Source organism: Amycolatopsis sp. NPDC004625 (genome assembly GCF_040609695.1).
GTDB lineage: Bacteria > Actinomycetota > Actinomycetes > Mycobacteriales > Pseudonocardiaceae > Amycolatopsis.
Genome location: NZ_JBEXKX010000012.1, coordinates 103,843 through 126,326, shown reverse-complemented (window position 1 = coordinate 126,326; position 22,484 = coordinate 103,843). Strand labels below are relative to the sequence as shown.

Genomic DNA, 22,484 nt, shown 5'->3' with positions numbered 1-22,484 from the left:
TGACCGGCCACGCCGGTGGCCGGTCGAGTCCGGGCAACCGGCGTCCTCGCGCAGGTATCCAATTTCGTGCGAGGACGCCGGCCCCGGTTCCCTGACCATCCGCGACATCGGGGCACGGACGGTCAGGAAGTCAGGGCGGTGCCGGCCGCCACGGGGGTTCCGGCAGGTCGCGGTCCGGTCCAGGTTTCTGGGTGAGGACCGCGGCGGTGAAGTTCCCGCACACCGGCGTGTCCGTGGGCGGCCCGTCGGGAAACCAGGCGAACGCGGGGCCGATCCCAGGCGGTAACAGGACGGTGCCGCGGATCATCGCTTCGATCTGGGCTTCGGTGGCGAGACTTCCGGTTCCGGGGCCACGGCGCTGCACGGCAGCCTCGAATTCGAGTGCCTGGACGGCGAGGTCGGGATGCTCGGGCTGCAGCAGGTGCGTCATGGCCAGGAACGCATTGGCGGGCAGCCGGACGAGATGATCTTGCACGACCTGGGCGGCCTCGGCGCGGCTGCCGCCGTGAAAGGACATCACCCCGCCCAGCAGGAGCGCCACGTGGTCATGGTCGGGCGAGACCAGGCCAGGGGTTTCCTTGTCGTTGTGGTAGAGCGTGTTCCACATGGCGTGGGGATCCCAGGGGTCGGCATCAACGACGTGGACGCCGTTGGCCTCGTCGGCAAGGGTGCGTAGGTGCGCCAGGACCAGGGGATCGTGGTCGACGTAGATCACGTTCGGGCGCGTGGTGTTCTGCTCGCGGTTCCGGTTGGTCGCCTCGGCGCGGCGGACGACCGAGTGCAGGTCGTGTTCGTAGTCGATGTTGGGCAGGCCCGCGCCGGCGACCACGATGGTGCTGACGCCTTGCCGGGCGACGAGGTAGGCGGCTGCGCGATCGAGGAACGCGCGTTCGGACCGGAACACGAACCCGGCGCCCGGCACCTGAGCTTCGAGCAGGAGCGCAGCAGCAAGTTCGTTTTTGTGCGCGAACTTGACGCAGGAGCTATCGCGTTTGTCGCTGTCTTTGGCTTCGCGGAAGGCATCGAGAAGGAAGGCGAGATTGATACGGTCCGGATCGGTCCCGACTGGCTTTCGCCACCAGGGCTTTCCGGCGCCTGTAGGCTGATGGATCGCGGTGGCGGGCGTCGTGCTTGGTGGCGTCATGAATGTACCGGTGCTTCAGTGGCCAGCAGGTTGGTCAGGGGCGCGATGCTCAAGCGGCAGCTGTCCGCCATCGCCGCAAGTGCGTCGGTGTTCGGTTTGCGGATCGGTAATCCCCTGGCGTGGAGCATGTCGTGGGCCCACTGGGCTATGGGGCGGAGCGCGTTGTGCTGGGTGGCGGCCAGGGCGGTGAGGTCCACGGCAAGGTCGGGGTCCCAGCCGATGCGGCGCCCTGCTCGTGCCAGCAGCCTGGAGGCCGGAGCTGTTAGGGCCTGGCGGCTTTGTCGAGGTGGAGCAGGGCTTTCGAGCGGGTGGCTTTCACCCGCGTGATGCGTGTTCGCGCCGTCGGCTGGCCGTTGGCCCACGCGGCGAGTGCAGGGCGGGACCGGCCGCGGGTTTCCCGTTGCTGCTGCAGTTCTGCGCCTATGACGGGGGCTGGTTCGCCGGTGTCGGTCGTGGTCATCGGGATCGTCCAAGGCCTGTTGCAGGGGATGGATGGTGTGGGGGGAGTCGGGGTCGCGGGTGGGCCAGTGCCGTATCTGCGCGGTGGGCGTGCGGGAGTCGAGGTAGTCGTGCAGCGGCCGGGGGCGTGCGGTGCTCCACCAGTAGGCATTGGGGCGGGCGCCGTCGGTCATCGGCATGGCGGCCCCAGCCGTCCGTCGTCGTCGTGGCCTGTGGCGGCGCCGCCGTTCTCGCGATCGCATCGGAGTTTCTCGCAGGTCACGTCGGCGGAGGTGGCACGGTACTGGGGATTGCGGGATTGCGCTGCGGTGACCAGGTCGCGGCGGGAGCCGGCTGATCCGCATGCGGGTGCGCACACGCCGGTGGCGTCGAACGTGTCGCTGTGGAGGGCGTGGATGCGTGGGTGATTGGTGGAGGGGGAGCGCAGGACGGTCGCGGTCGGACGGCTTGATGAGGGCGCAGGTCGCCCGTCATGGAGGTGCCGCTGCTCGGCCTGCTCGCTGCCAGTGTGGTTCACCGCGGTTCACCGCCCGGATGCCCGGCGCCGTCCTCGGCGTCGGTGACAGTGTCCTGGTCTTCGTCGAGCGGGGCGATCTCGGCGATCGCGGCCGGGGACAGTCCGGCGGCGATGCGGTACAGCAGCGCGGCGGTCTGTGCGCAGTCCTCGGCGAACGCTGCGACTTCCCGGGCCACCGCGTCCGCGCTCACCGGGTTCCCCGCTACCCGCTCGGCGAGTCGCAGCGTTGTCCGCAACTCCCTGACCGCTTCCGCCGCGACGGCGCGCGGGTCGTCGATAGTCGGCTCGCGTCGAGCGTAGGCGTGCACGATGACTCGTGCTCCGGTCCCGATCAGGTCGTGGCCAAGTTTCCGGTAAGAGCTCCAGTCGTGTCGGTCACGCTCGGCGTAGGCCAGTCGCACCAGTGCGTCGGTGTAGGCGCCGGTGATCAGGGAGGGCAGTGTGATTGGCGGTGTGCCTGGCTTGTTAAGTGCGCGTGATGGCCGTTCGGCGTCAGTCATGGGTGTGTTCCAGCGATCTGGGGTGGAGGTTCGTCAGAATCAGGTGGATCGGCGTGCCCGTGTGGCGCCAGCCGGAGGGAAACTGTGTGCATGGCGTCCACGAGACGCTGGTACATCGGGGCTGCGTGCGTTGACGGGATCAGGTTCGGGTCTCCCCAGCCCTGTAGCCACGCCGTCATCCACGCCTGGGCGTACTTCAGCGCCTGCCCCTCTGCCGAGCTCGCACGGACCTCTTTCAGCGCGCGATCGACAGCTGCCGCGGCGTCGTGAAGGTCCTGGCGAGCGTGTTGTTCGGAGTCCGTGTTGTGCCAGTCGATGTCGGGCAGGGCGACCAGAGCCTGTCGCGCCTTGACGATGGCGAGCTGTCTTCGCGCGCGTCGCCGCGCCACCAGGAGCTTCATGGCGTTCACAGCCGCGGAGCCGAGCCGGTCACGAGGTGGGGCGTGAACGGCTCAATGATCGGCTTGTCCCAGAGGAACGCGAAGGGACTCTTGACGGGTGATGTCATGCGAGGTCACGTCCCGAGCTGTCGAGCCGCCCGCGGCGCGGATGAGCGCTCCAGCAACCGGGCACACGTGTACGTCCTGGGCTGCCCCGCCCATCGCTGGGTCAGGCGGACCGCGAAAGCGGTCCTCACATTCGTGGGGCCTCCGCCGCTGCGAAGTCGCGCAGTCGTATCCGCCGCACCCGTGGAGATATAGGGTATCTCACTGTTACACACCGTCACGCTTGTGACGCTAAGTGCGACTGATAACGGCGAGGGACAATAAAGGGACAACGCCGTACGCTGGTAGCCGCGAGTTGCCAACGGAAGCAATCGAGAGCAGGTGACACCCATGGCCGTGATCGGACTACCTGGCGAAAACGTCGGCGACCGCCTGAAGGCTGCCCGCAAGCTGGCTGGCGTGACACAGCAACAGCTCTCGCAGCTTACGCACTTCTCTGTATCTCTAATCAAGAAAGTGGAGCAGGGCAGCGTTCCGCCATCGGCTGCGTTCGTCGCTAACGCAGCGAAGGCGCTTGGCCTGCGTACGGCCACCCTGTATGGCTTAGAACAGGTGATCGACGAGCCGAGTCGCGAAGCTGCTGGCGTCGCTGACCTTCGGAGTGCCCTCGACGCCTACGACGACCCACGGCCTGAAGGTGAGCCTCTCGACCTGGCGACGATCATCGGCCGGCTCGACGCTGCCTCCGAAAAAGTATTAGGACTCAACTACGTCGCGGTTGCCCAACAGCTGCCCGCGTTGCTGCACCACTTGTACGTTCTCATCGACCAACCCGGTCGTGCAGGCGAGCTTGCACACGGCGCACTGCACGACGCTTACCGCATGGCTGCCACCGTGAGCGGCCGCTTCCGTCAGGCTGACCTCGCCGCGATCGCTTCGGAACGGCACGTTCAAATCGCCGACCGCACCGGCGACCCGCTACGCATCGCGATAAGCGCCTATCATCGGAGCACCCGCTACTTGCAGCATGGCGACTACCGTGCCGGGCTCCGCCTACTCGACCGCGCCCGCGAGTACATCGCTACCGGCCCCCCGGACCGCGCCGTCGCAGTACAGCTTGATCTTCGATCATCGATTCTTGCTGCGCGCGCCGGTGATGGCGCAGAGGCGGATGGCTATCTGGGCAATGCACGAGCGATCGTCGAGGAGTTCCGACCGCCAGCGGTGCCGTACTACGGCGTTGACGCGAGCTCGACGAACATCATCGTGCACTGGTGTGCAGCACCGGTCGAGCACTACGACGGCGCGGAGGCGGTCCGCCGAGCCTCATCCGTTCAGGTGGCCGATCCTCGTCGCCCAGAGCGTGTAGGGCACCACCACATTGATATGGCCCGTGCCTGGATGCTGCACGGCGATCGCGGCCAGGCACTCGAGGAGCTGAACGCCGCTCGCCGAGTCGCCCCGAACGCGACTCGCTACCACCCCTCAGTTCGTGAGACCGTGCTAGCTCTCGCAACCGCCGATCGCCAGACCACTGATTCCTTGGCCGGATTCGCTCGCTGGTCTGGCGTGCAGCTGTAGAGGCATGCCCGACGACGTCATCGTTGATGCCCAAGTCTTGTCTGATTGTCCGAAATCACCACGTCAAACAGGTTTGTCGCGACCTTGACGCGTGCCGCCGGCTTGATCGCTTGTCGCCTCGGACCCGCTCGGGCTCGGAGCTGGCCCGACCGAGTCTGGAGGCGACCAAGGCGTTTGCATGTGCTGGGTGAACTCGATCCACGGATAACGCAGTATACTGCGATAAGGGCATTCTCGTCGCTGCGGACTAGCACGTCGGAGGGAGCCGGGATTCGGTGGCCCTCAGTACTGCCAGGTCGATCCGGTGCCGCGGTACTGCTCGACCGGAATCGGTTCGATGCCGTCTCGCATATGGTCGATGTACAGCGTGCCGTGCAGGTGGTCGACCTCGTGGGCGACGAGGCGGGCGACGCCGCGTTCGAACACGGTGATCTTCTTCTGTCCGTCGATCGTGGTGTGCTCGACGTGGATCCCGTGGGCGCGGGGGACCTGGCCGCGGACGTCGAAGAAGGACAGGCAGCCCTCGTACTGTTCGTCGACGTCTCCTGCGGACTCGATGATGGTGGGGTTGAACAGCGTGATTGCTTCGCCGTCCGGTGTGCGCACGATCGCTGCGGCCCGGTCGATCCCGATCTGAGGCGCGGCGATCCCCATTCCCTTGCCGAAGGTGTGGGCTTGGGCGACGCGCTCGCACGCCGAGTTCAGCTCGGTCACCACGCGGCGGGCGTCTTCGGCCTCGGCTGGAAGGTCGAATCTGCGGGCGACGCGGCGCAGGGCCGGGTCGGTGTCCTGCACGATGCCGAGTGAGGCCATGACGGTGCTCGGCGCGGGCGGCGGACCGTCGCCGGCGGCTGTGCGGCCGCGGAAGTCCCATTCGAGCCGGTAGCGAGCGTGTAGCGGCGGGTCTTCGCATGACCAGGAAAATGCGTGCCGGTCGCCGGTGTCGTCGCGCGCGATGGCGGTGGCGAACGGCATGGCCTGAGCAGTCATCGAGGTGTGCAGTCCCCACACGGCGGCCGTCAGGTTTGCGGGGAAGTCCAGGGTGACCGACAGGGTGCGGGTCGGTAGCCGGACGGCGCGCTGGAACCAGTTGCCCCAGTGGACTTCGCTCACGGTGTACTCGTACTCGATCCAGCAGGATTCCCCGGGGTACAGGGGAAAGTGCCCGTGTTCGCCGGCGAAGAGCAGCCAGACTTCCTTGAACGCGTCGCGGTCGTGGTGAGGAGTCCAGTCCATCGCGTTGGTGCGGTTCTGGCCGTGCCAGGCGTGGAGGTTGATCTCGTCCCAGGCGAGCGGGTTCTCGCTGTAGAGCCGGTTGGAGCGTTCAGGGTCACCGGGATACCGGTCGACGGAGATGCGGATCAGGTAGCGCGTGATCGGTTCGGTGCCCTGGTTGACCAGGTGGCGGCGCTGGGTGAGCCGGTAGATGCCGTCGTCGTAGCGCAAGGTCGCGTCGTCGTGGTCGACCACCAGGCTTCCGCCTCCGGTCATCGCTTCGGGCAGCGGCGGAACGGCAGGCCGGGTTTTCGGCGGGCGGTGGGCTTCGAACTCGCGGAACGCGGTGTGCAGAGCGCCGCCGGCGCGCAGGGCCGTTTCGGCTTGTCTGGCGAAAGCCTCCGACGGACGCTCGGTGCCGGAGAGCACCTTGGAGACGTAGGAGCGGTCGTAGCCCATGGCCTGCGCCAGCGCGGCGCGGGAGAACCCGCGGACGTCGCGCCAGCGTTCGAACTCGACGGCGAACGAGTTCGCCTCGGCGTCCGGTCCGCCGGTGTCGGTCGTGCCCGTCGTCATCGCCGCCTCCGCCGATCAGAACCGTGAGTGTGCGTGAACCTACCGTGAGTTCCTTCTCAGTCTAGTTGCCCACCCCGATGTCGCGGTGTTCTCGATCTACCAGCGCTCGGTGACGCACCCCGATCAGCGAACGGGCGAGAGCGATGGCGTGTGGGTGGCGAATCGCCGAACAACGCGAGGAGGGGCATGAAACCCAGAGTCGGAGATGGCGCGACGCGTCCCGTGCGGGTCGGTGGGGGAGACCGCCTTGCCCCGTGCTTCCGGCGACTCAGGCACACGGGTGAAAGAGATTCAGATACCTCCACCGAAGCGCTGGGACGTTGCACCCGGATCCGTGCTGACAACCAGGTCGGCCCTGGCGCATTGCGAAGCCGTCCAGTACCTGCCCTATGCAAATTTGCGAGCGACGTAGAGAAGTGGTCATTGTGGCAGTGTTTGTCGTCGTCTACGCGGGAACAGTCGCAGCCGCCATGGTGGTCTGGGCCCTCGTGACGTTGCTCGGACGCGCCGCGTGGACGCGCTACAAAAGACCGAAAATCGCATATCCAGGGAACTCTGCGCTTTCCGTCGTTACGGCATTGGCAGTGGGAGCCCGCCACCCCACCGGTAACGAGACCGGTTCAGTCCACCGCCATCGCGCAAGGCACGTGGGGCCGGACCGATGACACGGACCTCGGTCGAGAAAGCCAGGCCGCCTCCAGCGAGAATGTCAGGCCGTGATGCGAGAAGGGGCGAACGTGCCGTATCCGACAATGATGCTCGACCACCCCGGATGGCTTCCCGGGAACGACGGCCAGGCTCGACGCGTGCTCCGGTCCGCCGGCTCGGTGTGGTCAGTGATCTGTACGCCGGTGCCCGCCGGCGGGCACCGGGTCGACCTCGCCCGGCTCACTGGCGACACGGACGTCGCGCCGGTAATCGGCACCATCGACCCGCGGACGCTGGTGGGCGACGTTGCGGTCTGCAAGCCCCTGCGGGCCGACGGCCCGGTCGCCCGCGTACGAACCTCCGACGCGTGGGAAGCGCTCGGCACCGCAGTAACCCGCCAGGTGATCAAGGCCGCGACCGCGCGCGAGAACTACCGCGCGTTCTGCGAAGCCTACGGCGAGCAGCACGACACCGTGGCCGGTCCGGCGTGGCTGTTCCCCGCGCCCGAGACCGTGCTCGCCTTATCCGACGACGAGTTCGACGCGCTGCGGATGAAGTTCTTCCGCAACGGCCTGCGTTCGGCCGCCGAGGCAGCCCTCAAGTCGGCCGAAGCCTGGGCGGACATGACAGGCGAGCAGCTCCTCGCCGCGGTGCAGAGCGTGCGCCGGATCGGCCCGTGGACAGCCGGCGCCACCGTCGCCGACGTCACCAACGACTACAGCCTCTATCCCTTCGCCGACCTCGCCGTGCGCACCTGGGCGGGCAAGCTCGCCCCTTCGGTCGACTGGCCGAAACCCGAACCCGAGTTCGGGCGTTTGTGGCAGGCGATGGCCGGCGCGCAGTTGTCCGAGTGGACGCTGCTCACCCTCGCTTGGGGAGTCCGACATGCCACAGGAGTTGCTCTCTGACCTGATCGCCGGCGCCGACCTGACGCGTCAGATCGACGCCCTGTTCGTCAACGCGCCGTTGCGCGACTACGACGAGCGCCCGCGGGTGAACGACTTCACGTTGCCGGTGCTCGGCATGGCCTACATCGCCACCTACGCCGCCGCGCAAGGCTTCAACGTCGGTGTGCTCGACGCCGAGGCTCACGGGCTCGGCATCGAACAGACCGCCCGCCTGGTGAACGCGGCCGCGCCGCGGTGGGCCGGATTCAACCTGCTGGCCCCGACCTACGAGATCAGCGCCCGGATCGCCGAGCTGCTCGACCGCGACATCAGGCTCATGCTCGGCGGCCACCAGGCAAAAGCGATGCCGGCCGAAATCCTGCGCGACCAGCGGATGAGCCACTGCGAAGCACTGGTGATCGGTGAGGGCGAAACGCGGGTCGCCGCCCTGCTCGACGACCACCGACGACGGACCGAGCTGCCCGGGGTGATGTGGCTCGACCCGATCATGCACACCCCGGTCACGGGCGGCGTCGGGGCCAAAAACGGGCACCACCTCGCACCGGACATCAACGGCTTGCCGTTCGTCGACCGCCGCTACCTGGCGCAAGACCCGCACCGCGACGGCGGCCGGCTCGAGACGAACATGGTCGGCGCCCGCGGCTGCCCCTACGACTGCTCGTTCTGCGGCGCCGCGGTGTCGGCGAACCCCGACATCACCATCCGCACGCGAGAGCCGCACAACATCCTCAACGAGATGGACCAACTCCGTGGCACCGGCGTCAACGCCTTCCGGTTCGTCGACGACCTGTTCCTCGGCGTCCCCCGCGTCATCACCACGATGATGACGGCGTTCACCGCCGACCACGTCGGCGACTGGGCGAAGTGGGACGCCACCGGGCGCATCAACGTACTGAACCGGACGAGCGACGCCATGCTCGACACCCTCGTTGCGAACGGCCTGCGCGAGGTCGCGCTCGGCGTCGAATCCGGCAACGCGCGGATGCTCGAGCGGATCGACAAGCGCATCACCCCCGACATGGCGCGGTCGGTGGTGCGCCGGCTCGCCGAACGGGGAATCAACGTGAAGGGGTATTTCATCCTCGGGTTTCCGACCGAGACGTGCGCTGAGATCGACGACACCGTACGGCTCGTGCACGACCTGTGGGACATCACCGACCGCTTGCCCGGCCGGTTTCGTGCGTCGGCGTTCGAGTACCGCCCGTATCCGGGTACCCCCGATTGGGCCGAGCTGATGAGGTCCGGCAAGTACACCGCCGAGCAGCTGCTCAACTACAGCGCCGTGGACCTCACCTCCGGCGGTGTCGACGAGTCGATGCGCGAGCGCGACGAATTCAACTTCTCCGTCAACATTCAGTTGAGCGAGGCACCGATCGACTACGTCCGGGCCAGCCTCATCACGGTCGCCCGCGCGCAGTTCGACCGGAGGGCGGCCGCGTGAGGCGAAGGGGCCGCGGGGCGTTCGTCACCATCGACGGCCCGGCCGGCGTCGGCAAGACCACGACAACCCGTCTGCTGCGCGAGTACCTCGGCAGTCGCGGGTATCAGGTCCACACCACGACTGAGCCGTCGCACGGCGTGCTCGGCGAGACGGCCCGGCACAACACCGACATCTACCACGGCCACACCCTCGCGTGCCTGGTCGCCGCCGACCGATACCACCATCTCGAGCAGGAGGTGCGACCGCACCTCGCCGCGGGAGCCATCGTCGTCTGCGACCGCTACGTCGCCTCGTCCTACGTGCTGCAATGCATGGACGGCGTGCCGCTGCCGTTCGTCGAGGCGATCAATGCCGCGGCCGACGTGCCCGACCTCGCCGTCATCATGCAGGCGCCGCCGGAGGTGACGGCGGCCCGGGTCACCGCCCGGGGCGCGCACGACCGTTTCCACACCGGCGAGGACAGCAGCCGCCGGGAAAGCGAGTTGTACGAGCAGGCCGCGGAACGGCTCGCACACCGGCGGTATCCCGTGGTCGCTGTGGACACCGCCGGCGCTTCACCGGCGGAGGTCGCTACCTACGTCGCAGGCCGAATCGCCGAGTTGATGGAGGGTCCCGGCGCCGAGGTGGCCACGGCGTAGCCTGCCTGCGAGCCCGCCGACGCGGGCGGGCTCGCAGGTTCAGCACCTCCGCCACCCGTGAGGATCTTCACCGGATGCCCGACGGTCAGCACACGATCATTGACGTGCACGTTCTCCTCGTTCGCGACGCCGAGCTGCTGCTCACACAGCGGCGCGGCACCTACGGCGGGGGCATGTGGCACCTTCCCTCCGGCAAGCTCGACGCCGGCGAGTCCCTGCCGGCTGGCGCGGCGCGCGAGGCTGACGAAGAGGTCGGCGTGCTCATCGATCCGGCGGACCTGCGGCACTCGCACACCGTGCACGTCGCGGGATCCGGGCCGGTGCCGCGGCTCGGCGTGTTCTTCGAGGCTCGTCGCTGGTCCGGGGAGCCGTACAACCGCGAGCCCGACAAGTGCTCGGCCGTCGAATGGTTCCCGCTCGACAACCTGCCCGACGACGTGATCCCGTACCCGCTTGCCGGCATTCGAGGATCCCTCGACGGCCGGGCGTTCAGCCTGCTCGGTTGGGCCGACGAACGCAGGTCGGCCTTGACCTGAGCCGGGCTATGTCCGGGAAGTCGGTCCACGACCAGTCCGCCCGTGCATCGCTCGGCGACCACCCTCGATACAAGGGGGTTGGCGTGGTGCGCTGACGCTCCGGAAACCGCGACTTCGCCGCGCACGCCCCTGGTCCTGGGCAATCCGGCCCGCGCGGTCGGCTGGGTCTGCCGCTGCGCGGGCACCTTGCACGACCGGCTGCGGTGCCCGCGGTGCGAGCGGACCTACGACCTGGCCGCCGACCTGCTGACCGAGATTCAGACCGGTCGGTAACCCGACGCCGGTCACCGCCTATCTCGGCAGGGTGGGTAGCGTCGCCGCGCATGACCCAGGGATGGCTACCGCCCGCCGAGTACTACGCCACGCTGCCCAAGCAGATCGCCAGCGCCGGCCTGATCTTCCGCGGCGCCACGGGCCGCGTTCTGCTCGTCGAGCCCACCTACGGCGCCGAATCCTGGGAGATTCCCGGTGGCGGACTGGAGGAAGGTGAGTCTCCGTGGGCGGGCGTGCGCCGCGAAATCAAGGAGGAGCTTGGATTCGACCTGCTCCCCGGTCGGCTACTGGTCGTGGACTGGGTCCCGCCGCAACCGGACGGCCGCCCCGCCCTGACCAACAATCTGTTCGACGGCGGAATCCTGAGCGAGGACCAAATCGCGTCAGTACGGCTGGCCGATGGCGAGCTGAAGCGCTCAAAGTTCGCCACCCGCGCTGAAGCCGCGAAAATGCTCCGGCCACATATGGCACGCCGCGTCGCCGTGTGCCTCGATGTCGTGGACACTGGCCGGACCGCCTACCTCGAGAACGGGTTTGAGCCGCTCGCGCCGGATGAAGTCTCCTAGACGAGCTGCCAAGCGCACGGTCAGGCAGTTAGCCGCCCGATCGAGGCGGGTGTCGCGGCGGCTGACACGGCAACCTCGGTGCGATGCTGGGGCGATGTTGGCTACCGTCGATGTTCGCCGAACCCAGGGTGGGCTCCAGTTGACGATGACCGCGCCTGGACCTTCGGGTGCGTGGATGACGCGGCTGCGCTACGACCAGGCAGAGGAGCTGTCGACCGCGCTGAGGACGGATTCTCCTACGTTCTTAGGGGGCACCGTCTCGGCCGGACTGGCCTACATCCCGCACTATCCCGAGGTCGAAGACGGCGTCCTCGCTCGCATCGAGGGCGAACTCACCGAGGATCTGCGCAACGCCACGCATATAATGCGTACCGACATCCAAGCGATGCGCGATATCGGGGATGCCCTGCGGGCGCACATGCCCCATCGGCTTGAGCCGATTCCCTCCGATCCGGCGGCGTCATGGACGCCGACTCCAGTGAACTGATCAAGGGGCGGCTGGGAGTGTCGCCAGCGCCCCCTAATCGCGACCTTTCACGGCACGACGCCCGGCACGCGGCCCAAGCCCAGGGCTACATCGGTCGCGCGATCGCCCTGCGCAATATCTATCGGGTCCGCAACCGCGTCTTCGGCCTCGTCGGGCTCGCCCGCGCCCACCCTGATCACCGGCGAGCCGGAACGCGCTGCCGAGCTGATCGACATGGCCATGCCTGATACCGCGCCGTGGACGTCCGGCCGGGTCGGAGTCAAGATTCGGGACTTCCAATGGGAAACAGGGGCGTTCGCTACGGTGCCTGCCGTGCGAGACATCCGCGAGGTCGTCGCAGCAAAGCAGAGCTCCGCGAGATCCTGAAGAATCAGCGCGACGATCTCGTCGGTGTCACCTGCTCGGCCCGGGGCGCCGACTCGGTCTTCGCCCGCGTCGTTCTGGAGCTGGGTGGGACGCTGGAAGTCGTGCTGTCGGCGGCGGACTACCGTGACCGCAGACGTCCCTACATCGTCTGCGTGTCGGCGTCGGAGTGGCTTCAGCCCACGGCTGAACGCAACGCGGCGATCTGGGCTTCGGCGCCACGATTCGACTGGTTCCCGCGACGGCGTCGGCCTGGATCGCCCGATCGCGTGGTGGCGGGGCACATCGACCCTGCCCCTTCTAGGGTGGGCAGTGAAGCCTGCCCCGGAGGAGGACGACGTGCGTCGACGCAGCTTCTTGAAGGCCGGTGGCGTGGCCATCGGCGCCGCTTTCGCAGGCGCCCCGGTCGCGGAGGCCGACGCGTCTCCCGCCCCCGGGGCACTACCGGATCCGGCTGTCGTGCTCACCACCTGTTTGTCGGACGTCCTGCTTGGCAGCCGAGCGTCCATCGGTCCGGCGCTGCCGACCGTCGGGCTGACCCGCGCACTCGCAGCGGCGCGCGCATCGTTCGGCAAGTCCGACTTTCTGGCGTTGGCCGACCAGCTGCCGGCGTTGGTCCGAGCCGCGGAGGCCGCCCAGGACGCCGGAGCAACAGCTCAGGCTTACACGCTGGCCACCCGCGCGCTGGTCAAGCTCCGCCCTGCGGGGCTGGAATGGATCAGCGCCGACCGCGCCGTGCGGGCTGCGGAAGCAGCAGGTCAGCCCCTCATTCTCGCCGAAGCCGAGCGCATGCTCTCCGGTGTGTGCCGCCGCGCCGGTGACCACGACCGGGCGGGCACTCTTGTCGTGCAGGCAGCCGGCCGACTGGCGCTCGACGGCCGGGACCCGCGCCATTTCCTGCTGCACGCCAGCCTGCTGTGCACCGGCGGGTACTCCGCTGCCCGGGCCGGCGACGGCGCCCGAGCTCGCGACTTGCTGACAGAGGCCGCCGCGACGGCGAGCCGGCTCGACGGCGCCGGGGCTGCACGGGCCCGGGCGAACCTGCTAAGCCACCGCGTCTCGGTGGAACAACTGCTCGGCGAGCCCGGGGCTGCGCTGCAGCACGCTCGCACGGCCCGCGGGGTGCGGTTCCCTGATCTTGAACGGGAGGGGCGCTACTTGGTCGACTTGGCCGCGGTCCAGTTGCAGCTGGGGCAACCGGGCCCGGCGTACAGCACGTTGCTGGCCGCCGAACGCCGCGCACCCGGTGAAGTGCACACCCGCGCGGCCGTCCGCACCATCGTCGACGCGCTGCTGAACCAGAATCGTGCAGCCGTGCCAGGAATTCGTGATCTCGCTGCCCGGGTTCACGTACCTGCCTGATCAGGCCCAGACCCCCGGCGGCCGTCAGGAAGACTTACCGTGCCCTACAACAGCTTTGTTGATGTCCTGATCACCTTGGAACGTGGCGAGCAGGTCTTGCTCGCCCAGCGTGTGGGCACCGGCTACGCGGACGGCCAGTGGAATCTGCCCTCGGGCAAGCTTGAAGACGGCGAGGACCTCGTCGCCGCCATCATCCGGGAAGCCCGCGAGGAGCTCGATGTCGAGGTGGACTGTGATGATCTGGAGATGGTCACCTCGGTCCACTATTTGAATCCTGAGGGCCAGGCAAAGGTCGGGTTTTCTTCCGGGCGCGGTGATGGCGGAGAGAACCACGCAATGCCGAGCCGCACAAGTGCTCGCAGATCGCATGGTTTCCGAAAACCTCCCTTCCGGAGAGCACAGTGCCATACACCCACGCCGGTGTGGAGCTCTACCGTCGTGACGAGCGGGTTCGGGCTGCAAGGCTGGCCGCATCCAGCCGTGTCGGTATTGGCTGGGCGCTGACCCAGGTGGCGTGCCGGTCCGGGTGGCCGAACGATCGCGGCATACCGGTCATGGAATCTTGGTCAGAGAGTGCTCTGGCGCTCGCGTGTGCGCCATGCAGGTGGACCTGTCCTTGAGAGGTCACTCCTCGCGCCGCGGGCGGCTAAGGCGCCAACGGCGGGCTCGGTCGTTTCCTTTCGGCGACCGAGCCCGCCGTCCGTGAGGGGGTGTCGGCTTCGCGGCGGTTCGTCAGTGAAGCCGTGCCAGCTGGCGCGAGGAGCCGCCGCCTGGGGCCGAGTAGCCGGTCACAGGGAACCGGAAGTGGCCGGGCTTGCAGGTGGCTGAAGCGGCAGCGCTGCCAGCTCCTCGCAGCCTCGTCCAGCCTCCTCCTGCGGTGTTACGCCGCCGTCGGGACCGTGAATTCACCGTCTGCTGCGCCAGGGGTGAAGGCGGTCCATTCATCGTCGGTGTAGGTGAGTGTGGTGGTTCCGTCGAGGCTGTGCAGGCGCGCGCCGCCGACGGAGAAGTGTTCGATGGGCAGGGCGTGTATGGAACATTCCAAGTGAACGTGCTCGCGGTAAAGCGAGGGGACTCGCCGCGTGGGGTCCCATCGCGACGGAAGGTAGGCATCCGAGGGAAGCACCGTGAAACCGAAGCTCGCGGCGGAAAAACTACGCCGCAACATCGCGCAGTACCCCACCACCACGTTCGCTATCGACGACGACGCCACCCGTGAGGAGCTCACCGCCTTCTTCATCTCCTGCCGCTTGAAAGTCGTCGTCGCGGCTGGCTCGCCGACGAATCCCTCCACCTGGCCGCCCGCTTGACGAACGCGAAGGAGAACCTCGCCGAGGCCGCTGGCGAGCTGGAGCGGGCCGTCGGCATCTTGCGGCAGGGGTTGATGATGGCACAGCGCTGGCCAGTGTCCAGGGTTTGTTCGTCCGGATCGAGCAGGCCGCCGCGCGGGCACGCGCACGTTTGGAGAACTGAGGTGACGCCGCGGCCAGCCAGCCCGGGGAGCCTCCGGAGCGTGAGTAGATCTACCTATGCTGCGTGGGTAGATCGGCCTGAGATGCTGTTTTTCCTGTTCACAGCTGTTGTGACCTGTTGAAGGGCACCGCCCGGCTGTCGTAGGGTGACCGAGTGGTTACCGGCGACGGGGAGGCGTTGTGGGCTCGGGTTACCAGGTGGTGATCGACAAGATCCGCGGTATGGGCAGGGCCGCGGCCGAGGTGGCGCAGGGGCTTCGCGGAGCGAACTGCGCGGCGACCGTGCCGGCTGGTGATCTGGGGATGCCGGGGTCGCGGGCCGCGCTGGCGATGGCGCAGGTCAAGCACGCCCTGGTGCAGCGCGAGCAAGGTTTTGAGGTCCGGCTGGACACCCACGCCGCGAGCATGGCCAAAGCCGCTGATCATTACGCCGCGCAGGAAGCGGCCGCGGCCGCTGACTTGTCTGCCCGCGGTCAGGGGCCGGTGAAGGCGAGCTGATGGTCACGTGGGGAGATGCGGTCCGATGGAACCCGGCGGTGCTGCAGGACGCGGTCGGTGCGATCAACGCCGCCTACAACAAGCTGGTCGCCTGCTCGGACGATTTGCGGGACATCAACACCCCCGAGGGCTGGCACGGTGACGCCGCCGCAGCGGCGGCTGGCGAGGTCAACCAGATCATCGACGGCTTGGAGGAGTACGCGGCGGACATAGCCGCGTTGCGCCGCGCAGCCGGGGAAACCGGGGACGCAATCACCGGGGTGCAGAACGGGGTGAAGGAAGCGGTGGCGATCGCCGCCGCCAACCACTTCACCATCGCCGGTGACGGCGCGGTCGTGGACAACGGCGCGCCCGAGGTGCCGCAAGAGCAGCGGGAGCTCGCCGCTGAGGAACGCCGCCGGGTCGCGGAGGAATTGAAGGATCGGGTAGAGGAGGTTGTGCGGCAGGCGATCAATGTCGATGAAGGACTGTGCTCGGTGCTGGGCCTCATTCAGGCCGGTCAGGTCATCGATGCGACCGCGAACGACAACGAGCACACGAGCCTGGCCGCGGCCGGCAACGCCGGAGGCGCCATCGCGTTCCCCTCGATCATGCCTCCGCCGGCGGTCGATGCGGACCCGTCGATGAACGCGGCTTGGTGGGCGGCGTTGTCGGACAAGGAGCGGCAGCAGCTGATCGCGCAACACCCCGACTGGGTCGGCAACCGGGACGGGGTGAAGGCCTCCGACCGCAGCAAAGCCAACCTGAATCTGCTGGATCAGGAGAAACGCAGCTTCGCCGCGGAGCTGGACCGGCTCAAGCGGGAGGATGGAGACTCTGACGAGATCGCCCGCCTCGAGCAGCGGCTCAAAGCACTGGACTCGATCACGGGGATGATGCACAACCCCGACGGCAGCCTCAACCCGAACCGGCAACTGATGTCGCTGGACATGACCGGGGACCATCCGAAAGCGGCGATCGCGAACGGGGACGTCGACACCGCGCAGCATGTCGCCGTGTTCACCCCCGGCATGAACTCCACGGTGGACGGCAACATGAACGGCTACGTCAACGACATGCAAGGCGTCCGCCACAGCGCCGAAGACATGCTGCGCCGCGCCGGGGACATGTCGAACGTCGCCACCGTCACCTGGATCGGCTACCAACCGTCCTCGTTCGACGACAGCGGTTCCCTGCTGGGGCTGGCCACCGGGGAGAACGCCGATGTCGGCGGGGACAAGCTCGCCAAGTTCGACCAGGGCATCAACGCCTCCCACACCACGGATCCGCATTTCACCGCGCTCGGGCATTCCCAGGGATCGATCGTGACCGGGATCAGCCTCACTCACGGCGGCACCGGCGTGGACGACGCGGTGGTGTTCGGCTCCCCAGGCGTGGCTGACCACTTCGGGATCGACAACACCGCCGCCGATCTGAAGGTGCCGCAGGGACACGCCTACAACATCACCGCTGCCGGCGACCCGGTCGCCCAGTGGGTGCCGGAAACCTGGCGGTACGGTGCGGCCCCGTATGCGATGGACGGTATGACTCAGTTGTCGGCGGACGCGGCGACCGGGCCGGACGGCGAGCCGCTGGCGGCCTCGCACGGGCACAGCGAGTACACCCGCACGACCCCGGAGGGGGTCGACAGCACCAGCAACCACAACATTGCCGCGATTGTGGCCGGCAAGCCGCAGCTGACGGTTCCCGCTCACTAGGAAAGTTGATCACGTGTTGTCACGAGCATGGCTGCTGGCTTCGGCGCTGGCGGCTGTTGTGGTGCTGGCCGGGTGCGGCGATGGCCATGAGTATCTTGATCCTCAACCGACGGGACCGTCGATGTCGAAGCAACAGCAGCAGGCGCAGCTGGCGGCCAGGCCGACGCTGGATGAGGCGATCGTCGGATATGAGAAGCTGCGCACGACGCTGCGTGAGCGTCTCACCAGGGACTTTGGTGTCGCGGTGTGGACTGAAGAACCCGGTTCGGCTGAGTTCAGCGGCTGCGCGCCGCAGTTCCCGGCGTTGACCGAGCAGGAGGCCAGCAAGAAATTCCTGCCCCGCTGGTACGCGCCGACGTCGCTGCTGCCCCGGTGGGACCAGGTGAAGCAGGCTGTGCGGGAGGTTGCCGGCGGGCACGGGTTCACCACCGTGGCGCTGGATGCGAACCAGGCCGGAGACGCCGAACTCAACCTCACCGACCAGCTCGGCGCGCAACTGTCGATCGGGACGAGCAAGAACACGGTCCTATCGTTGACCACGGGCTGCCATCTGATTAAGAAATAGCCCGCGCCGCACTCAGCCGCTACTCAAGGGACTGGCGTGAACAGGACACCTTCGTTCGGGCTTGACGGCGGTGAGGACCCGTCGCCGCGCCGGGTGCTGTTCGCGGCGGCCTGTTGGCTCCTCGCCGTTGTGACCGGTGTGGGAGCGGTGGTGCTCGCTGTGGCCGGGGCGATGAGCAGTGATTCGTGCAGACCCGGTGACACGGCATTCATCTGCACCAGGGGCGGGCAGAACGTCGCGTGGTGGCTTCCGCTCGCCAGCTGGGCCGTGTCGATTCTGCTGGCCTGGGTCAGCGCAGTGAAACTTGGTCCCACCAGGGCGCGATGGCTCGGCCTGGCAGCCGGCTTGACGGTCTACTCGGTAGTTCTCGTGATCGATTGGATCCTCGTCGCGCGGTGAGACCCGGCAGGGCCGCGGCCGGTGCCGGAGCGGGCCGGAGGGGCAGAGATTACCCGTTTGGCCCAGGGCAAACGTAGAAAGATTCAGGTCTCCTCGTCTGCGGCCTCCGACTCGACTGACGTCGGCGGACCCGGCGGGCGCATGCGAGCGACGACGTTTTCAAGACGGACCACCAGCGCCATGGTGCCGGGAGGCACCGTGCCCTCATCGACGGCCCGACGTAAGCCGACCGCCGTTTCCGCCAGCTCGTCGGCCACACCGGCGAGCCGGTCGGGAATCGCCTCCGGCGCGCTTTCGCCGACTTCAGGTTGCCGGTTGTCGTCGTCAGGTTCCATCTCAATCCTGTTCTGATCTGGTGAATGTCAGCGTCGTTGTGTCCGGCTTGTCGTCTGGCCAGATCGGTGGGTTTGTCTCATTCGGTAGACGGCGCCAGTCCTCAAGGACGCGCTGCATCACGGCGCGGTCAGGTGTCACGGACTGGGGCCGGAGGGCGCGTCCCACCTGAAGCTGGACATAACGCCGCGGACGCTTCGGCACGCCGACGCGGTGGGGGAGCTCCGGCGTCCTCGCGGATCACCGGGGCTGGGATGCCCACCGCTACGAGACCGGCTACGCGCTGCAGCGTGTGACCACCGAACGTCCCGGCCGCTGACCCGTCCGCACAGGCACGTCTCCGCGCAGACCTGTGTGTTGCGCGGAAGGAGGTGGGGGTGACGTCGACCGAGCCGATGATCAAGACCGTGAGTCCGGAGGTCTTCAGTGGACTGCCGGCGGCCGGGTCGGGGGCGGATCCGCCGAGCGCGCTGCTGCTGGATATCAGGGCCAGCGCGGCCGCGAGGGCCGTGGTGAGGGCGGTGCGTTTCGCGGTGCGCACGCGTGTGCTCCTTCGGGGGAGGAGGGGAAGATCCGGGAGTTCAGGCGTGGCTGCGCAGCTGGCCGCGGAAGCCCTCGCGGAAAGCGTCGTCGGTGACGACGAGCAGGCGAGGACCGGCGTGGACGAGCCAATCCCCGGCGCCGAGCGTCAGGTCGGGCTCGGGCCGGCGGGGCTGGCGGATGGTCGCGGTGTCGCTGTGGACGGCGATCTCGGTTCCGGCGCTGAGGACGGCTTGAGCGGTGAGCTGTTCGACCCAGCCGCGGATGACGTCGTCCAACATGTCGAACCCGGCGTTGCGGACGGCCTCGACCATCTGCTCCGCCTTGAGGCCGAGAACGTCGTCCGCGCGGACTGCCCAGTAGAGATCGATCACGGTCATCGGGAGACCTCCGGTGAGGTCGGGGCGGCGCGGACGTCGCCGATGGTGGTTCCGGTGAGGGCCTGGCCGACGAGGGCGACGACGAGCGCGAAGAGGGGCCAGGTCCAGGTGCCGGTGGCGATTTGGAGCAGGCCGACGCCGAGGGCCAGGACGCCGGCGAGGGTGTAGCCGAGGCCTTGGACGACCGACGACAGCGCGGCGGTGGTGTCGGGGTCGCTGTGGGTGCGGCGTCCCAGGTCGACCAGGGCGAGCGCGAGCGCGCCGATGCCGATGCCGAGCAGCCCGGTCCACAGCCAGGTCACGCTGAGCGGGCTGATCATCAGGCCGGTGACGCCGGTGATGCTGGATCCGGCGAACCCGACCGCGAGCGGGGCGTGCGGTACGCGGCGGGCGAGGTACGGGACAACAAGCGAGGCCGGCACGCCGAGCACCATGACCGTGGCGAAGTGGTATCCGGCCTCGGCTTGGGTGAGGCCGGCGGTGCGCAGGATCGTCGGCAATCTGCCCATTAACAGGAACGTCACGCCCGACAGCAGCCCGAAGTGGACAGTGAGGGTGGCGATGGTTCCGCGGGGGATGAGCGTCTGGGGGCTGACGCGCGCCGCCAGGGCGGCCCCGGCCGGGGTGGCCAGGTGGCGGCTGCTGCCTTGCCAGACGACGAGACCGACTGCGGCGAGCAGTGCCCAGCAGCCGAGCCCGAGCTGCCACGCCACCCCGGTCGGTGTGAGTAGCGCCCCGACCGCTGATCCGGTGCCGAGGCAGGCGGTGTAGCAGGCCGCAGAGCCGGGTGTCGCGGTGCTGACGATGACCGGCAGCAGGGCGCCGAGGACCGCGATCGCCAGACACGCCGCGGTGGTGCCGGCAACGATCGTGGCGTCACCAGGCAGGGTCCGGACGATCAGCGAGACGGCGAGGACGCCGAGTGCGCTGGACACCACGGCGCGGATCCCGAACCGGGCCCGCAGCCGCCACGCGGTCCAGCCGCCGACCGCGAAGCACCAGGTCGGTAGCGCGACCAGCGTGGCTGCCAGGGGCGGAGACAGGCCTTCTGCGGTATCAATGCGAGTGAGCAGCACGCCCATGCTGGTGACGGCGGGCCTCAGGTTGAGCGCGAGGACGGCGACGGTGAGTCCGGCGGCGACCGGGTTGAGGTTCGCGGTGGGGGAGACGTGGGCGGTGGTCACGCCACACCGCCGGGGTCTTCCAGCAGCATGTTGGCCAGCCGGGTTCGGGTCGGGCACGACACGGGCTTGGCGCACTCGTGGCACCAGTTACCCACCGCCGAGTGCGCGTTCCACTCGGCGGGGAAGACCTTGATGAGAGCCCGCAGGGCGCGGAGACCTTCGACAAGGAGGTCGACGAGGTCGTGTCCGTCGAGGATTGCGACGACGCGACCGTGACCGATAAGGCGGACGCCGGTGCGCACGTCGATGCCGGCGCGGCAGGAGTCCGTGGCCACGGCCAGCGGACCGCGGCGCTTGGCACGGTGGCTGAGGCCGAGCCAGTGACTCAGCAACGGGGGCGCAACTGCAGGTGGTGAAGCTGTCACCTACACGAATGTAGGTTATCTTCGACATTTTGTGCAAGGTATCCGACAATTTGAGGGGTGATCGTCTCCCCCGGTAAGGTCTTCGGGCGATGAACCAGCGCGATGATGGGCCGCCTGATCACAAGCTAGAGCAGCACCTCGCGGCGATGGGCTTGCGTCTGCGTGCTGCCCGCCGACGGGCGGATTTGACTCAGGGTGAGCTCGCCGCGCTCAGCGGCGTGGATCGGGGCAACATCAGCAGAGCGGAACACGGCGGCAACATCTCCCTGGAGACCCTGTGGCGCCTCGCCCTCGCGCTGAACATGCACGCCGCTGATCTGCTGGATGACCGCCTACGCCGCGACAACTAGCTGTATGAGGCCGTGACGTTGGTGACGCCGGTGTGGAGCCGGGTGACTGGGGGCTGGTTTCCGGCGGCGGTGTGTGGTCGATGGTAGTTGTAGTGGATGTTCCAGACAGCCAGGGCAGCGGTGCGGTGAGCTTCGCTGGTCCAGACGTGGGCGTAGAGGAACTCTTCGGCCAGGATCCGGTTATAGCGCTCGACCTTGCCGTTGTGGCGTGGGGTGTAGGGCGTGATCCGCTGGTGACGGGCGCCGCGTAGCACGGTGGCGAAGTCGTGAGCGCGGTAGCAGGCACCGTTGTCGGTGACCAGGCGGTGGATGTGAGTGATGCCGTGGCGGGCGAAGAACGCCCGCGCGCGGTGGACGAACCCGATCGCGGTCCGGGCTTTCTCATCAGGTAGGGCTTCGGTGTAAGCCAGGCGCGAGTAGCCGTCGACGGCAGAGTGCAGGTAGGTGTAGCGGGCTCGCTGGCCTCGGGTTTTGCCGCGAGCGACGTGTCGTGCGTGCTCGCTGTCTTTGCCGTGGACCCGCCAGCCGCCACCGTCGGGGATCTGGCCGGTCTTCTTCACGTCGAGGTGGACCATGTGCCCGGGCCAGCGCGCGATGATCCGGCGTGGCTGACGATTGCTGTCGCCGGTGGGGTCGAGGAATCGGCGCCGGTTCAGCCCGAGCTGCAGCAGATGCCGGCCGACGGTGCGGACGGAGATGGTGATGCCCTCGGCGACCAGTTCGGTGGCGATCCGGCGGGCGGAGTATTTCCGGGTCCGGCGTAGCTGCTCGATTCGGATCACCACGTCGGCTGGGGTGGCGGTGGGCTGGTGGTGCGGGACGCTCGGGTGGTCGAGCAGGCCGGCTTCGCCATAGCGGCGCCAGCGGTTGACCCACTTCGATGCGCATTGGCGGGAGATGCCCATCTCGGCGGCGACGTGGGCGATCGGGCGGGTCTGGCAACGCGCGACGAGCCGGCGGCGGCCCTCGACAGACAGCGGGGCATTACGGTGGTGCACGGACGGGTCTTTCTGCTCGGCGGACGAGTTGGTCGCACTTCTC

At 68.1% G+C, this 22,484-nt stretch carries 25 protein-coding genes; 15 read left to right on the top strand and 10 right to left on the bottom strand.

Annotated features, from left to right (window positions below; all coding sequences use genetic code 11):
* Positions 1 to 130: 130 nt before the first annotated feature.
* From ABZW17_RS16310 to ABZW17_RS16300, 3 genes are all read right to left on the bottom strand, one after another.
* Positions 131 to 1,144 (bottom strand): SAM-dependent methyltransferase, encoded by a 1,014-nt coding sequence (locus ABZW17_RS16310; protein ID WP_354814024.1) that lies wholly within the window; start codon positions 1,142 to 1,144, stop codon positions 131 to 133.
* Positions 1,145 to 2,116: 972 nt separating this feature from the next.
* Complete coding sequence (locus ABZW17_RS16305) at positions 2,117 to 2,620, bottom strand: hypothetical protein (protein ID WP_354814022.1); 504 nt, start codon at positions 2,618 to 2,620, stop codon at positions 2,117 to 2,119.
* On the bottom strand, positions 2,617 to 3,021 hold the full coding sequence (locus ABZW17_RS16300; protein ID WP_354814020.1) for a hypothetical protein: 405 nt from the start codon (positions 3,019 to 3,021) through the stop codon (positions 2,617 to 2,619). The genes ABZW17_RS16305 and ABZW17_RS16300 overlap by 4 nt, the downstream gene beginning before the upstream one ends.
* Positions 3,022 to 3,456: 435 nt before the next feature.
* On the opposite strand from ABZW17_RS16300, the gene ABZW17_RS16295 reads away from it, so the two are divergent.
* The gene (locus ABZW17_RS16295; protein WP_354814018.1) at positions 3,457 to 4,647 is read left to right on the top strand and encodes a helix-turn-helix transcriptional regulator; all 1,191 of its coding nucleotides are present in this window, start codon (positions 3,457 to 3,459) and stop codon (positions 4,645 to 4,647) included.
* Between the two features lie 282 nt (positions 4,648 to 4,929).
* Here ABZW17_RS16295 and ABZW17_RS16290 read toward each other — a convergent pair whose 3' ends face one another.
* Positions 4,930 to 6,438, bottom strand: coding sequence for a peptide deformylase (locus ABZW17_RS16290; RefSeq protein WP_354814016.1), 1,509 nt, complete (start codon positions 6,436 to 6,438; stop codon positions 4,930 to 4,932).
* Positions 6,439 to 7,244: 806 nt separating this feature from the next.
* Here ABZW17_RS16290 and ABZW17_RS16285 point away from each other — a divergent pair.
* The 6 genes from ABZW17_RS16285 to ABZW17_RS16260 all read left to right on the top strand — a co-directional run bounded on the left by ABZW17_RS16285 (position 7,245) and on the right by ABZW17_RS16260 (position 11,935).
* Complete coding sequence (locus tag ABZW17_RS16285; RefSeq protein ID WP_354814014.1) at positions 7,245 to 7,994, top strand: hypothetical protein; 750 nt, start codon at positions 7,245 to 7,247, stop codon at positions 7,992 to 7,994.
* The gene (locus tag ABZW17_RS16280) at positions 7,972 to 9,435 is read left to right on the top strand and encodes a radical SAM protein (protein ID WP_354814012.1); all 1,464 of its coding nucleotides are present in this window, start codon (positions 7,972 to 7,974) and stop codon (positions 9,433 to 9,435) included. The genes ABZW17_RS16285 and ABZW17_RS16280 overlap by 23 nt, the downstream gene beginning before the upstream one ends.
* Positions 9,432 to 10,073 carry a dTMP kinase gene (gene tmk, locus ABZW17_RS16275; RefSeq protein WP_354814010.1) on the top strand — a complete coding sequence of 214 codons (642 nt, stop codon included), beginning with the start codon at positions 9,432 to 9,434 and terminating at the stop codon, positions 10,071 to 10,073. The genes ABZW17_RS16280 and tmk overlap by 4 nt, the downstream gene beginning before the upstream one ends.
* A gap of 104 nt (positions 10,074 to 10,177) precedes the next feature.
* A complete protein-coding gene (locus ABZW17_RS16270; protein ID WP_354814008.1) occupies positions 10,178 to 10,609 on the top strand; it encodes an NUDIX domain-containing protein in 432 nt (143 codons plus the stop codon).
* 323 nt (positions 10,610 to 10,932) lie between these two features.
* Positions 10,933 to 11,448, top strand: coding sequence for an NUDIX hydrolase (locus ABZW17_RS16265; protein ID WP_354814006.1), 516 nt, complete (start codon positions 10,933 to 10,935; stop codon positions 11,446 to 11,448).
* Between the two features lie 175 nt (positions 11,449 to 11,623).
* Positions 11,624 to 11,935: a hypothetical protein gene (locus ABZW17_RS16260; protein ID WP_354814004.1), complete on the top strand. Its 312-nt coding sequence runs from the start codon at positions 11,624 to 11,626 to the stop codon at positions 11,933 to 11,935.
* A gap of 47 nt (positions 11,936 to 11,982) precedes the next feature.
* Here the strand turns inward: ABZW17_RS16260 and ABZW17_RS16255 are convergent, their stop codons facing one another.
* Entirely contained in the window at positions 11,983 to 12,156 is a 174-nt protein-coding gene (locus ABZW17_RS16255) for a hypothetical protein (protein WP_354814002.1), read from the bottom strand.
* Between the two features lie 481 nt (positions 12,157 to 12,637).
* Here ABZW17_RS16255 and ABZW17_RS16250 point away from each other — a divergent pair, with 481 nt between their 5' ends.
* From ABZW17_RS16250 to ABZW17_RS16220, 7 genes are all read left to right on the top strand, one after another.
* Positions 12,638 to 13,660, top strand: a complete 1,023-nt coding sequence (locus ABZW17_RS16250) for an XRE family transcriptional regulator (protein WP_354814000.1) — start codon at positions 12,638 to 12,640, stop codon at positions 13,658 to 13,660.
* 39 nt (positions 13,661 to 13,699) lie between these two features.
* Positions 13,700 to 14,164 carry an NUDIX domain-containing protein gene (locus ABZW17_RS16245; RefSeq protein ID WP_354813998.1) on the top strand — a complete coding sequence of 155 codons (465 nt, stop codon included), beginning with the start codon at positions 13,700 to 13,702 and terminating at the stop codon, positions 14,162 to 14,164.
* Between the two features lie 623 nt (positions 14,165 to 14,787).
* Entirely contained in the window at positions 14,788 to 14,970 is a 183-nt protein-coding gene (locus ABZW17_RS16240; protein ID WP_354813996.1) for a hypothetical protein, read from the top strand.
* A gap of 360 nt (positions 14,971 to 15,330) precedes the next feature.
* Positions 15,331 to 15,630 carry a hypothetical protein gene (locus ABZW17_RS16235; RefSeq protein WP_354813994.1) on the top strand — a complete coding sequence of 100 codons (300 nt, stop codon included), beginning with the start codon at positions 15,331 to 15,333 and terminating at the stop codon, positions 15,628 to 15,630.
* A 38-nt stretch (positions 15,631 to 15,668) separates the two neighbouring features.
* On the top strand, positions 15,669 to 17,327 hold the full coding sequence (locus ABZW17_RS16230; protein ID WP_354813992.1) for an alpha/beta hydrolase: 1,659 nt from the start codon (positions 15,669 to 15,671) through the stop codon (positions 17,325 to 17,327).
* Between the two features lie 13 nt (positions 17,328 to 17,340).
* Complete coding sequence (locus ABZW17_RS16225) at positions 17,341 to 17,892, top strand: LppA family lipoprotein (RefSeq protein ID WP_354813990.1); 552 nt, start codon at positions 17,341 to 17,343, stop codon at positions 17,890 to 17,892.
* A gap of 36 nt (positions 17,893 to 17,928) precedes the next feature.
* Complete coding sequence (locus ABZW17_RS16220) at positions 17,929 to 18,291, top strand: hypothetical protein (RefSeq protein WP_354813988.1); 363 nt, start codon at positions 17,929 to 17,931, stop codon at positions 18,289 to 18,291.
* A gap of 83 nt (positions 18,292 to 18,374) precedes the next feature.
* Here the strand turns inward: ABZW17_RS16220 and ABZW17_RS16215 are convergent, their stop codons facing one another.
* The 4 genes from ABZW17_RS16215 to ABZW17_RS16200 all read right to left on the bottom strand — a co-directional run bounded on the left by ABZW17_RS16215 (position 18,375) and on the right by ABZW17_RS16200 (position 21,093).
* Positions 18,375 to 18,626 (bottom strand): hypothetical protein, encoded by a 252-nt coding sequence (locus ABZW17_RS16215; protein ID WP_354813986.1) that lies wholly within the window; start codon positions 18,624 to 18,626, stop codon positions 18,375 to 18,377.
* 579 nt (positions 18,627 to 19,205) lie between these two features.
* Positions 19,206 to 19,544: a hypothetical protein gene (locus ABZW17_RS16210; RefSeq protein ID WP_354813984.1), complete on the bottom strand. Its 339-nt coding sequence runs from the start codon at positions 19,542 to 19,544 to the stop codon at positions 19,206 to 19,208.
* Positions 19,541 to 20,728, bottom strand: coding sequence for an MFS transporter (locus tag ABZW17_RS16205; RefSeq protein ID WP_354813982.1), 1,188 nt, complete (start codon positions 20,726 to 20,728; stop codon positions 19,541 to 19,543). The genes ABZW17_RS16210 and ABZW17_RS16205 overlap by 4 nt, the downstream gene beginning before the upstream one ends.
* On the bottom strand, positions 20,725 to 21,093 hold the full coding sequence (locus ABZW17_RS16200; RefSeq protein WP_354813980.1) for a hypothetical protein: 369 nt from the start codon (positions 21,091 to 21,093) through the stop codon (positions 20,725 to 20,727). Before ABZW17_RS16200 ends, ABZW17_RS16205 begins: the two co-directional genes overlap by 4 nt.
* Positions 21,094 to 21,182: 89 nt before the next feature.
* On the opposite strand from ABZW17_RS16200, the gene ABZW17_RS16195 reads away from it, so the two are divergent.
* Positions 21,183 to 21,443 (top strand): helix-turn-helix transcriptional regulator, encoded by a 261-nt coding sequence (locus ABZW17_RS16195; RefSeq protein WP_354813978.1) that lies wholly within the window; start codon positions 21,183 to 21,185, stop codon positions 21,441 to 21,443.
* Here ABZW17_RS16195 and ABZW17_RS16190 read toward each other — a convergent pair.
* Positions 21,440 to 22,441, bottom strand: coding sequence for an IS481 family transposase (locus tag ABZW17_RS16190; protein ID WP_354814190.1), 1,002 nt, complete (start codon positions 22,439 to 22,441; stop codon positions 21,440 to 21,442). The genes ABZW17_RS16195 and ABZW17_RS16190 overlap by 4 nt on opposite strands.
* Positions 22,442 to 22,484: the final 43 nt, after the last annotated feature.